At 64.9% G+C, this 12667-nt stretch carries 9 protein-coding genes; 4 read left to right on the forward strand and 5 right to left on the reverse strand.

The genetic code is table 11. The annotated features are described in order from the left end of the window. Window positions 1-96: 96 nt before the first annotated feature. A complete protein-coding gene (locus NK8_RS03975; protein WP_162065177.1) occupies window positions 97-1308 on the forward strand; it encodes a Bcr/CflA family multidrug efflux MFS transporter in 1212 nt (403 codons plus the stop codon). Window position 1309: 1 nt separating this feature from the next. On the opposite strand, the gene NK8_RS03980 is transcribed toward NK8_RS03975, so the two are convergent. The 5 genes from NK8_RS03980 to NK8_RS04000 form a co-directional block, all read right to left on the reverse strand. Further along, window positions 1310-3421, reverse strand: a complete 2112-nt coding sequence (locus NK8_RS03980) for a prolyl oligopeptidase family protein (protein WP_213227586.1) — start codon at window positions 3419-3421, stop codon at window positions 1310-1312. Window positions 3422-3529: 108 nt separating this feature from the next. Then, the gene (locus NK8_RS03985; RefSeq protein ID WP_061179446.1) at window positions 3530-4648 is read right to left on the reverse strand and encodes an ABC transporter ATP-binding protein; all 1119 of its coding nucleotides are present in this window, start codon (window positions 4646-4648) and stop codon (window positions 3530-3532) included. 35 nt (window positions 4649-4683) lie between these two features. Beyond that, the gene (locus NK8_RS03990) at window positions 4684-5541 is read right to left on the reverse strand and encodes a carbohydrate ABC transporter permease (protein WP_061179447.1); all 858 of its coding nucleotides are present in this window, start codon (window positions 5539-5541) and stop codon (window positions 4684-4686) included. Continuing rightward, window positions 5531-6532 carry a sugar ABC transporter permease gene (locus NK8_RS03995; protein ID WP_353622642.1) on the reverse strand — a complete coding sequence of 334 codons (1002 nt, stop codon included), beginning with the start codon at window positions 6530-6532 and terminating at the stop codon, window positions 5531-5533. Before NK8_RS03995 ends, NK8_RS03990 begins: the two co-directional genes overlap by 11 nt. 93 nt (window positions 6533-6625) lie before the next feature. Beyond that, window positions 6626-7879 carry an ABC transporter substrate-binding protein gene (locus tag NK8_RS04000; protein ID WP_162065181.1) on the reverse strand — a complete coding sequence of 418 codons (1254 nt, stop codon included), beginning with the start codon at window positions 7877-7879 and terminating at the stop codon, window positions 6626-6628. A 588-nt stretch (window positions 7880-8467) separates the two neighbouring features. Between NK8_RS04000 and zwf the strand changes: the two genes are divergently transcribed. The 3 genes from zwf (at window position 8468) to NK8_RS04015 (ending at window position 12658) form a co-directional block, all read left to right on the forward strand. Then, window positions 8468-9928, forward strand: a complete 1461-nt coding sequence (gene zwf, locus NK8_RS04005) for a glucose-6-phosphate dehydrogenase (RefSeq protein ID WP_162065182.1) — start codon at window positions 8468-8470, stop codon at window positions 9926-9928. A gap of 128 nt (window positions 9929-10056) precedes the next feature. Next, window positions 10057-10767, forward strand: coding sequence for a 6-phosphogluconolactonase (gene pgl / locus NK8_RS04010; protein ID WP_213227588.1), 711 nt, complete (start codon window positions 10057-10059; stop codon window positions 10765-10767). Further along, window positions 10748-12658: a bifunctional transcriptional regulator/glucokinase gene (locus NK8_RS04015; RefSeq protein WP_162065184.1), complete on the forward strand. Its 1911-nt coding sequence runs from the start codon at window positions 10748-10750 to the stop codon at window positions 12656-12658. The genes pgl and NK8_RS04015 overlap by 20 nt, the downstream gene beginning before the upstream one ends. Window positions 12659-12667 lie beyond the last annotated feature (9 nt).

The raw sequence follows: 12667 nt of genomic DNA on the forward strand, positions 1-12667 counted from the left end.
CAGGGACGGATCGCGACAGGGCGTCACGTACAATGGTCGCTCGCTCGGGTGCCGCAAAGCCGCGTCGCCTTCACCCATTCCCGTCTTCCGAACTCCATGCCCGACACCACCCGGCGCCGGCCCGACGGCCGGCTGATCCTGTTGCTCGGCGCGCTCGCCGCGTGCGGCCCGCTGTCGATCGACATGTATCTGCCGAGCCTGCCCGCGCTCGCCGCCTCGTTCGGCACCAGTCCGGCCGCCGCGCAAACCACGCTCACGAGCTTCATGTTCGGCTTCTCGTTCGGCATGCTGCTCTACGGCCCGATGTCCGACGCCTATGGCCGCCGGCCGGTCCTGCTCGGCGGCATTGTGCTGTACGCGCTCGCGAGCATCGGCTGCGCGGTGGCGTTTTCAATCGATACGCTCGTCTCCGTGCGCTTTCTGCAGGCGCTCGGCGCGGGCGCGGCGTCGGTGCTCGCGCGCGCCATCGCCCGCGACGCCCACGAGCCGACCGACGCGGCCCGCGTGCTGTCGATGCTGTCCATCGTCACGTCGATCGGACCGCTGCTCGCGCCGCTCATCGGCGGGCAATTGCTGCTGCTCGGCGGCTGGCGTGTGGTGTTCGTCGCGCTGACGCTGTTCGGTCTGACCTGCGCGGTGACCGCTTTTCTGCGCGTGCCCGAGACCTGGCCGAAGGAGAAGCGTGCGAGCGCGGCGATCGGCAAGTCGTTCGCCGCGTACGGGCATCTGCTGACCGATCCGGTCACCTGGGGCCACATGATGTGCGGCGGCATGGCGTTCGCGTCGATGTTCGCGTACATCACCGCGACGCCGTTCGTCTATATCGATTATTTCCACGTCAAGCCGCAGCACTACGGGCTGCTGTTCGGGCTGAACATCGTCGGGATCATCGCGGGGAACGTGCTCAACACGAAGTTCGTCGGCCGCGTCGGCGCGATGAAGATGATCTCGGCGGCGTCGTTCGTGAGCGTCGTGGCGGCGCTCGCGGTCGCGCTGGTGTCGCTGACTGGCTGGGGCGGCTTGTGGTCGATCGTGTTCACGCTGTTCTTCGTCGTCGGCGTGGTCGGTTTGCTGTCGGCCAATTGCACGACCGAGCTGATGCACCGCTATCCGCGCAACGCGGGCGCGGCCGCCGCCGTCTTCGGCGCGATGCAGCTCGCGCTCGGCGCGCTCGCGAGTCTCGCAGTCGGACTTTTTCACGATGTATCGCCGCACGGCATGGGCATCGTGATCGGCGTATGTGGCGTGCTGACCTACGCCGGGCGCACGCTGGTGCTGCGCTCGCATGCGGCGCCCGTGAAGGTCTGAATCAGGCGAGCGGCCCGATCATCGCCGCGAGGAACGTGAACGCGGCCGCTTCCGCCTGCGCGACCGCGCCCGGCTCGACGCCCGCGCCGTGTCCGCCATCCCCGGTTTCCTGATACCACACGTTCGCGTGGCCTTGCGCCTGCATCTTCGCGGCCATCTTGCGCGCGTGGCCGGGATGCACGCGGTCATCGCTCGTGGATGATGTGAAGAGCGCGGGCGGATACGCGACGTCCGCCTTCACGTTCTGATACGGCGAGTACGCGAGCAGATGACGCAGATCGCCGGCGTCGTCGGGGTCGCCGTATTCGTCGATCCACGATGCGCCCTGCAGCAGCAGGTGAAAGCGCGCCATGTCGAGCAGCGGCACTTCCGACAGCACCGCGCCGAACAGCTCGGGCCGCTGGATCATGCACACGGCCGTGAGCAGGCCGCCGTTGCTGCCGCCGCGAATCGCCAGTTGCCTGGCCGTGGTGACGCCCGTATCGATGAGCGCCTCGGCTACCGCGATGAAATCGTCGAAGGCAATCTGGCGGTTCTCGCGCAGCGCCGCCTGATGCCACGCCGGACCGAATTCGCCGCCGCCGCGAATGTTCGCGACCGCGTACAGCCCGCCGCGCTCGAGCCACGCGATGCCGGTCGTCGCGTCGTAGCCCGGATCGAGCGCGACTTCGAAGCCGCCATAGCCGTAGAGCAGGCAAGGGCGCGCGTCGGTGCGTGTTTCGACGTCGCGTCCGATCAGCCAGTAGGGAATGCGCTCGCCGTCCGGCGCGAGCGCGTGGCGGCGCACGGCGGTGAGACCGGCCGCATCGAACTGGGCGGGAAGACGCGCGAGCAGTTGCCACGGGGCGTCGTTGGCGAGATCGGCGTGATACAGCGATGGCGGCGTCAGAAAGTGCTCGACGTGGATGAGCACGGTGTCGTCACGTTCGCTGTCGATCGAATCGACCCACGACTGGCTCGCATCCGGCAGCGCGAACGCGCGCGATGCCCACTCGCCGTCGGGCGTCGCGGGCGGGCGCAGCAGCGTGACGCGCGGCGTGCCGTCGTCCATCTGCGAGACGATCAGCCAGTGCTTCGTGAAGTCGATGCCCGCGAGCACGAGCCGCTCGGACGGCGTGAAGAGCGCGATGAACTGGCGCGAGCCTGCGAGAAACGCGTCGCGCCGAATGACGGTCAGCGTGCCGGGCGCGTAGCGGCGGCCGCCCGCGTTCCAGAACTTGCGCGGCGTCACGAAGAGCCAGCCGTTCCAGTGCTCGATTTCCGCGTGCGTCGGCAGATCGTACTGACGCCATTCGTTCGATGTTTCGTCGAGCCAGTAGTTGAGCGTGTCGAAGAAGGTCACCGCGCGCGATGCGAGATGCAGTTTCTCGAGCGGATCGTAGTCGACGCCCGCCGACACGTCGCGCCGGTTGCCCTCGAACACGACGGGCGCATCCGCGAGCGGCGTGCCGCGTTTCCAGCGCCGCGCCTGGCGGGGAAAGCCCGAAGTGGTGAGCGCGGGGCGCGGGTTCGTCTTGCTGTCGTCCCAGCCGACATAGACCGTGTCGCGATCGATCCACGAGATATCGTGCTTGCCGACATCGGGCAGCACGAAGCCATCCGCGACGAAGCTTTTCGATGCGATGTCGAACTCGCGCACCATGCATGCGTCCGAGCCGCCCGGCGACAGGCTCACGAGCGCGCGGTCGTAGTCGGGGTAGCGCATGTCGAAGTCGGCGAGGGCCCAGCGGGTGTCGTCGTTCTGTTCGGTGTTGAGGTCGAGTGCGTCGACGTCGAGGATCGTTTCCCAGACGGGCTTGCTTTCGAGCCATGAAGACCACGGCGTGCGGCGCACGATGCCGAGCGGATGTGCGTCGTCCTGCCAGGTGTTGTAGGCCCAGTCGCCATAGCGCGAACACGACACGATGCGGTCCTGCGATGTGTACGCTTTTTCGAGCCGCTGGGCGAGCGTGCGCGCTTCCGGGGTGTTGCCGAACGCGGCTTCGGTGCGGTGATTCTGGGCGTCGACCCAGGTTTGCACGTGGGCGTCGCCCAGGGCTTCGAGGCCGATGAAGGGGTCGGGTGTGTCCGACGTGGTCCAGGCGAGTTCGGGATGGGAGGAGAGGAGAGTCATGCGGGCGGGCGGATCGAATTGCAAAACGCCGATTGTGCCTTGTAAATGGTCGCACAATGAAAAACGCCACGGCTGACCGTGGCGTCTGAAGTCAGTCGAACAGCTCGCTCAAGCCAGCCGCTCCTCCGTCTGCGGATCGAACAACACCGCCTTCGACACATCGAATAACAGCGTCATGTTCGACATCGGCTGCGGATTCGACGCCGGGTGCACACGCGACACGATGCGCTTGCCGTTCACCTGCGCGAACACCAGCGTGTCCGGCCCCGTCGGTTCGATCACGTCGACGCGCACATCGACCGGTTGCAGGCTCGTATCCGACACATCGTGCGCGCTGCGCGAGTCGGTGATGCGCTCGGGGCGCAACCCGAGAATCACGTCCTGCCCGACCTTGCCGCGCAACCGGCCCGCATCGAACGGCAGATTCAGCACCTTCTGCGCGATGCCCGTATCGAGCTGCAAACCGACGCCCGAGCCCGCCTCCACCAGCTTGCCGGCGATGAAGTTCATCGGCGGCGCGCCAATGAAGCCCGCGACGAACAGATTGGAAGGCGAATCGTAGATTTCCTGCGGCGCGCCGAACTGCTGCACGATGCCGTCCTTCATCACCGCGATGCGGTCGCCGAGCGTCATCGCTTCGATCTGGTCGTGCGTCACGTAGACGATCGTCGTGCCCAGACGCTGATGCAGCAGCTTGATTTCCGAGCGCATCTCGATACGCAGCTTCGCATCGAGGTTGGAGAGCGGCTCGTCGAACAGGAACATCACCGGATCGCGCGCGAGCGCACGGCCCATCGCGACGCGCTGACGCTGACCGCCCGACAGCTGCCCCGGCTTGCGATCGAGCAGATGGCCGATCTGCAGCGTCTCCGACACGCGATCGACGATCTTCTTCTGCTCGTCCTTCGGCACCTTGCGGATATTGAGGCCGAACGAGATGTTCTCGCGCACGCTCATCGAAGGGTAGAGCGCGTAGGACTGGAACACCATCGCGATGTCGCGGTCCTTCGGCGAGAGGTCGTTGACCGTCTTGCCGTCGATCATGATGTCGCCGCGCGTCACGGTCTCGAGACCCGCGATCATGTTGAGCAAGGTCGATTTGCCGCAGCCCGAGCCGCCGACGAGGATCAGGAACTGACCGTCCTCGATGTCGATGTTGACGCCCTTGAGAACCGGCACCCCGTTCGGGTAGGTCTTGTACACGTCACGGATGGAAAGGCTTGCCATGTGAATCCTCTATATCTCTGTCGGGAAACGCCCGATTAACCCTTCACCGCGCCGGCCGTCAGCCCGCGCACGAAATAACGTCCCGCGATCATGTAGACGAGAATCGTCGGCAATGCGGCGATGATCGCGCCGGCCATGTCGACGTTGTATTCCTTCACGCCCGTCGACGTGTTCACGAGGTTGTTCAGCGCAACCGTGATCGGCATGGAATCCACCCCCGAAAACACGATACCGAACAGGAAGTCGTTCCAGATCTGCGTGAATTGCCAGATCAGACACACCATGAAGATCGGCAGCGAGACGGGCAGCAGGATCTTCGTGAAGATCGTGAAGAAACCCGCGCCGTCGATGCGCGCCGCCTTCACCAGCTCGGCCGGAATGCTCACGTAGAAGTTGCGGAAGAACATCGTCGTGAACGCGATGCCGTAGATCACGTGGACGAGCACGAGGCCGGTCGTCGTGTTCGAGAGGCCGAGAAAACCCTGCAGGCGCGCCATCGGCAGAAGGATCGCCTGGAAGGGGATGAAGCACCCGACGAGCAGCATCGTGAACAGGCCGTCTGCGCCGCGAAAGCGCCAGTGCGTGAGCACGTAGCCATTGAACGCGCCGACGAACGACGAGATCAGCACCGCCGGAATCACCATGCGTACCGAGTTCATGAAGAACGGCTGCATGCCGTCGCAGCGCACGCCGGTACACGCTTCCTGCCACGCCTTGACCCACGGCGCGAACGTGAAGTGCGTGGGCGGCGTGAGCAGGTTGCCCGTGCGAAGCTGGTCGAGATCCTTGAAGGACGTCGACAGCATCACGTAGATCGGGAACAGGAAGTAGAGCGCGAACAGGATCAGCACCGCGTAGATGACGGCGCGGCTCAGGGTCATCTTAGTTTCCATTGCGGGTGCTCCTCGATTCCAGATACATGAGCGGCACGAGCACGGCGACGACGGTGGCAAGCATCATCATCGACGATGCGGCGCCCACGCCGAGCTGGCCACGGTTGAACGAGAACGTGTACATGAAGATCGCCGGCAGCGAGGACGAGGTGCCCGGACCGCCCGCCGTCAACGCGACGACGAGGTCGAAGGTCTTGATCGTGATGTGGCAGAGAATCAGCAGCACGGAGAAGAACACCGGGCGCATGCTCGGAATCACGATCTTGCGGTAGATGGTCGGCAATCCCGCGCCGTCCATCTGCGCCGCCTTGAAGATTTCGCTGTCGACGCCGCGCAGTCCGGCGAGGAAGAGCGCCATCACGAAGCCCGTCGATTGCCATACCGCCGCGATCACGACGCAGAAAATCGCCTTGTCGGGGTCTCCCAGCCAGTTGAACGAAAAGCTCGTCCAGCCCCAGTCGTGGAACACTTTTTCGAGACCCAGGCCCGGGTTCAGAATCCACTGCCACGCGGTGCCCGTCACGATGAACGAGAGCGCCATCGGGTAGAGGAAGATCGCGCGCAACGCGCCTTCGTTGCGGATCTTCTGGTCGAGCAGGATCGCAAGGAACAGGCCGAGAAACACGCAGATGCCGATGAACGGAATGCCGAACCAGCCGAGATTGGCGGCGGACGTCCACCAGACGTCGTTGGCGAAAAGTTGTCGATAGCGGTCGAAGCCCGCGAAATCGTAGCGCGGCATCAGCCGCGATTCCGAGAGCGACAGATAACCCGTAATGCCGATGAAGCCGTACACGAAAACGAGCGCGATCACGACGCTGGGAGCGAGCACCAGCTTCGGAATCAGGCGATCGGCGAGCGCCGCCGTCGGTGAAACGCGACGGGGCGGGTTTTGCGGTTTCTTGTCCGCACTGATGGAGGCAGTCACGACTCGACTCCTGGAAGATGCGCCGGCGCTGTCGTGCGCTGGGTGGCACGGATTGGCGCGCATGCAGCGGATGGCTGCGGCGCTTGAATAGTGCGACGTTGCTTGGGTCCTGCAAACCGCCCGGCGCATGCTTGCCGCATACGCCGGGCGGAAGCCTTACTTCGTCTTGGCGGCGTTCGCGAGCGCGGCAACCGCGCTCTTCGAATCCTGCGACGAATTCATGAACTTCGTCACGACGTCGGTCATCGCGCCGGCGACTGCATCGCCCTGAGCCATGCCGTGCGCGAGCGACGGAACATAGCCGCCCGATTTGATCGCCGTCTGTTCATCAGCGTAGGACTTCTTCGCGCAGTCGTCGAACTTATCCATCGACACGCCGAGACGGACCGGGATCGAGCCCTTGTTCAGGCTGAACTGCTCCTGAAATTCCGGCGTCATGATGGTCTTGGCGAGCGCGAGCTGGCCCGGCGTCGCGGCCTTCTGGCCCTTCTGCTGGAAGAACACGAACGAGTCGACGTTGAAGGTGTAGGCCTTTTCCGTGCCCGGCACCGGCGCGCAGATATAGTCCGTGCCCGCCTTCTTGTTCGCGCCGGCGAATTCGCCCTTCGCCCAGTCGCCCATGAACTGCATGCCGGCCTTGCCGTTGATGACCATCGCGGTCGCGAGGTTCCAGTCACGGCCCGTGCGGCCGCTGTCGAAATAGCCCTGGATCTTGCGGACCGTGTCGAACACCTGAACCATCTTGTCCGAGGTCAGGGTCTTCTGGTCGAGGTCGACGATCGCCTTCTTGTAGAAGTCCGCGCCCTGCGAGAGCACGACGTCTTCCCACAGCGTCAGGTCCTGCCACGGCTGGCCGCCCATCGCGATCGGCATGATGCCCGCGGCCTTCATCTTGTCGGCGACCTGGAAGAACTCGTTCCAGTTGGTCGGCACCTTGCCGCCCGCCTTGTCGAGCGCTGCCTTGTTGATGTACAGCCAGTTCACGCGGTGCACCGAGAAGGGCGCGGCAACGTAATGGCCGTCGGCGTGGATGATCTTGTCGATTTCAGGCGGCAGGTTCTTCTTCCAGTCGCCCGCGACGGAATCGATCGGCACGAGCACGCCTTGCTCGGCCCATTCCTGGATCAGCGGGCCCTTGATCTGCGCCGCCGACGGCGCGTTGCCCGAGATCACCTGCGTTTTCAGCGCGGTCATCGCGGCCGCGCCCGCGCCGCCCGCGACAGCGAAGTCCTTCCAGGTATAACCCTGCTTCGTCATGTCGTCCTTGAGCACGCCGACTGCCTTGGATTCGCCGCCGGACGTCCACCAGTGCAACACGGAAACAGCCTCGGCAGCCTGAACCGCCGACGCCGTCGCGCCACACAGAAGGCCTGCGGCGCACAGCGCGCCCATGAGCTTACGGACTTTCATTGTTTATCTCCTCCAGACACCTGAACAAGAAACGATTGGCTCCCGATGCGGCCAGAAGCACGAGTAAGAAGCGATGGTCAAAAAAACGGCAAAACTGGATGGCCGGAGATCGGCGGTGTCGGCGGGGAAGCGGCAGCGCGCGTCACGACGAACGCGGCGCGCCAGGCCGGCAGACCGATGAACGGCCGCACGGCGCTCAAGAGATGAGTGGATTGAATCGCAACAGTTGTCTCCTCTTTTGATTTTTGCCGGACCGTTCGAGCCTTGCCACGAAGGGCGCGCTCGACGGCGAGGCGCGAGGCCCGAGTGCATGAACCGGTAGGGCGGCACGCCTTCCGCAGAAAGCGATGTGCCACAGGCTCCGTTAACATGCGCTCAGAACGTCTACCCGAAAAAAATTCGCTGCCCAGACTGATCTGATTGACAGTGATGATTTTTCGTAGGTGACATTTCCTCTTGATTTGGATTGTAGTTAAACTACAATTCAGTGTCAAAAAAAATTTTATCGGACTACGCGCAGTCGTGGTCTCATTGGGCGACCCGCCCCGAATCGACTCACATCCGGCTCTCGAACCCACGTTCAGACACATGCAAAGCGACTCGAACTTCACCTTCGTACTCTTCGGCGGCACCGGCGACCTCTCGATGCGCAAGATTCTTCCCGCGCTCTTCGAGGCACATCGCGCGGGCTCGCTCAATCCGGCGGGCAGGATCGTCTCGGTCGCGCGCGAGACCATGGAGCAGGGCGACTATCGCGCGTGGGTCGAGGATCACGTGAAGCCGCATGTATCGAAGAGCGGCCTCGACGAAGCCGCGTGGCGCAGCTTCGTCGAGCGTTTTCAGTACGTCGGGCTCGACCTCGGCCGCGCGGAAGACTTCGCGCTGCTGCGCGACGCGCTCGCGCAATTCGGCGGCACGCGCGTGTTCTATCTCGCGACGGGCCCGTCGCTGTTCGTGCCGATCTGCCGCGCGCTCGCCGATGTCGGGCTGAATCAGAACGCGCGCATCGTGCTGGAGAAGCCGCTCGGCTACGATCTCGAATCGTCGAATGCGATCAACGATGCGGTCGGCGAAATCTTCCAGGAAGAGCAGATCTACCGGATCGATCACTATCTCGGCAAGGAGCCGGTGCAGAACCTGCTCGCGCTGCGTTTCGGCAACGCGCTGTTCGAGCCGCTGTGGCGCCGCGAATGGGTCGAGAGCATCCAGATCACGATCGCGGAGGAATTGGGCGTGGAAGCGCGCGGCGACTTCTACGACAATACGGGCGCGCTGCGCGACATGGTGCAGAACCATTTGCTGCAACTGCTTTCCATCGTGACGATGGAGCCGCCGCACTCGATGCACTCCGACTCCGTACGCGACGAGAAGCTGCGCGTGCTGCGCGCGCTCAAGCCGGTCGACGAGCGCGACATCAGCCGGCTCGCGGTGCGCGGGCAATATCATGCGGGTGTGGTGCGCGGCACGGCGGTGCCGGCGTATGCAACCGAGAAAGGCGTGCGCCCTGACAGCACGACGGAAACCTTCGTCGCGCTGAAGGTGGAAATCGAGAACTGGCGCTGGGCGGGCGTGCCGTTTTTCCTGCGCACCGGCAAGCGGCTGGCCGATCGCGTCGCGGAGATCGTCGTGAACTTTCGCGCGGTGCCGCATTCCTCGCTCGGCTCGATGCCGTTGCGCGCAGGCGCGAACCGGCTCGTGATCCGGCTGCAGCCCAACGAGACGATTCGCCTGTATTGCCTGGCGAAGCAGCCCGGCGAGGGCATGAATCTCGCGAGCGTGCATCTGGATCTCGCGTTCGATCAGTTCTTCAAGGAAGGACAAATGGAGGCGTATCAGCGCCTTCTGCTCGACGTGATTCACGGCCGCCTCGCGCTCTTCGTGCGGCGCGACGAGCAGGAAGCGGCGTGGCGCTGGGTCGAGCCGATCCTGAACGCGTGGGCGTCGTCGACGACGCGGCCGAAGCCTTACGCGGCGGGCACGTGGGGGCCGGCGGCGTCGAGCGCGATGCTCGCGCAGGCGGGCACGTGCTGGCTCGAAGAAGAGAATTGACGGCGTGACGCCGACGCCGCCCGAGCGGGGCGCGCGGCGGGCACGGCGATACCGGACACCGCTTCGTCCATCGTTGCGATGGCGCGAACAGAAAGCGGATCGATAAACCAGAACAAGCAGGAGGAGCAGTGATCGAGCTTCGCACTTTCGACGATCCGCGCGCCCATTCGGACGCGCTGGCGCAGGCCGTGGGCGACGCGCTGAAGGCGTCCCTCGCGGCAAGGGGCGCGGCATCTGCTGACGCCAATGGACAGGCCGCTCACGCCACGCTCGCGGTATCGGGCGGCACGAGCCCCAAGCCATTCTTGCAGACGCTCTCGCATGCGCCGCTCGACTGGGCGCACATCGACGTGACGCTCGTCGACGACCGCTGGGTGCCCGAGACCGATCCGGCGAGCAACGCACAGCTCGTGCGCGACACGCTGCTGCAGAACGCGGGCGCGGCGGCGTACTTCCTGCCGCTCGTGGATACGGGCAAGCCGCTGGAGACGCACATCGCCGAACTGAATGCCGACGCGCGCCGCCGCCTGCCGGATGTCGCCGTGCTCGGCATGGGCGAAGACGGCCACACAGCCTCGATCTTCGCCGACGCGCCCGAATGGGATGTCGCGATCTCGACGCCGGAGCGTTTCATCGCCGTGCATCCGGGCGCGGCGCCGCACGCGCGCGTGAGCCTGTCGATGTCGGCATTGAAGCAGATCGGGCAGGTATATCTCTTCATCGCCGGGCAGAAGAAACTCGACGTACTGAACGCGGCGCTCGCCGCGCCGCAAAAGAACGCCATCTCGACGCTGGCCCACGCTGAAGGAGTGAAGCTCGATGTCTACTGGTGTGCATAAGACAGCGACGCAGCACGCCGACGGACCGCGGCTCCTGGCCGACATCGGCGGCACCAACGCGCGCTTCGCGCTGGAGACCGCGCCCGGCGAGATCGGGCAGATCCGCGTGTATCCGGGAGCCGATTACCCCGGCATCGCGGAGGTGATGCAGCAGTATCTGAAGGACACGAAGGTCGGCCGCGTGAATCATGCGGCGATCGCGATCGCGAATCCCGTCGACGGCGATCACGTGAAGATGACCAATCACGACTGGAGCTTTTCGATCGAGGCGACGCGCCGCGCGCTCGGCTTCGACACGCTGCTCGTCGTGAACGACTTCACCGCGCTCGCGATGGCGCTGCCCGGTCTCACCGACGCGCAGCGCGAGCAGGTCGGCGGCGGCTCGCGCCGGCAGAACAGTGTGATCGGCCTGCTCGGTCCGGGCACGGGGCTGGGCGTGTCGGGTCTGATTCCGGCCGATGACCGCTGGATCGCGCTCGGCAGCGAAGGCGGCCACGCCACGTTCTCGCCGTTCGACGAACGCGAAGACATCGTGATGCGCTATGCGCGCCGCAAGTTTCCGCACGTGTCGTTCGAACGCGTATGCGCGGGGCAAGGGCTCGAATTGATCTACCGCGCGCTCGCGGAGCGCGACAACGTCACGGTCGCCGATACCTTCAACGCCGCCGACGTCACGAACCGCGCGCTCGCGGGCGAAGCGCTCGCGCTCGAAGTGGTGAACTGCTTCTGCGCGATTCTCGGCACGTTCTCCGGGAATATCGCGGTGACGCTGGGCGCGCTGGGCGGTATCTATATCGGCGGCGGCATCGTGCTGAAACTCGGTGAACTGTTCCACAAGTCGCCGTTTCGCGAGCGTTTCGAGGCGAAAGGGCGCTTCCAGCAGTATCTGTCGGGCATTCCCACTTACATCATCACGGCGGAATATCCGGCGTTTCTCGGCGTCTCCGCGATTCTCTCGGAGCAACTGTCGAACCGCGCGAACAGGGGCTCGTCGGCGGTGTTCGAGCGCATCCGGCAAATGCGCGACGCCCTGACGCCCGCCGAGCGGCGCGTCGCCGATCTCGCGCTCAATCATCCGCGCTCGATCATCAACGATCCGATCATCGACATCGCGCGCAAGGCCGACGTGAGCCAGCCGACCGTGATCCGCTTTTGCCGCTCGCTCGGCTGCCAGGGTCTGTCGGACTTCAAGCTGAAGCTCGCGACGGGCCTCACGGGCACGATTCCGGTGAGCCACAGCCAGGTGCATCTCGGCGATACCGCCACCGATTTCGGCGCGAAAGTGCTCGACAACACCGTGTCTGCGATCCTTCAGTTGCGCGAGCATCTGAACTTCGAGAACGTCGAGCGCGCGATCGATATCCTGAACGGCGCGCGGCGCATCGAGTTTTACGGGCTCGGGAATTCGAACATCGTCGCGCAGGACGCGCATTACAAGTTCTTCCGCTTCGGCATCCCGACCATCGCTTACGGCGATCTGTACATGCAGGCGGCGTCAGCGGCGCTGCTCGGCAAGGGCGACGTGATCGTGGCCGTGTCGAAGTCGGGCCGGGCGCCGGAACTGTTGCGCGTGCTCGAAGTGGCGATGCAGCAGGGCGCGACGGTCATCGCGATCACGTCGAGCAATACGCCGCTCGCCAAGCGCGCGACGGTCGCGCTGGAGACGGATCACATCGAGATACGCGAATCGCAGCTCTCGATGATCTCGCGCATCCTGCATCTCGTGATCATCGATATTCTCGCCGTCGGCGTGGCGATCCGCCGTGCCGCGCCGAAGCCGGGCGCGAAGATCAGCGAGACGGTCGCGAAGGCGCGTCAATCGGGCGGCGAGGACGCGGCTGCGGTGCTCGACTGGCTGAGCCACGGCGCGTCGGGCATGGCGCGGGACTAGACGCGTTCC

It is taken from the genome of Caballeronia sp. NK8 (genome assembly GCF_018408855.1).
In the GTDB taxonomy this organism is placed as follows: domain Bacteria; phylum Pseudomonadota; class Gammaproteobacteria; order Burkholderiales; family Burkholderiaceae; genus Caballeronia.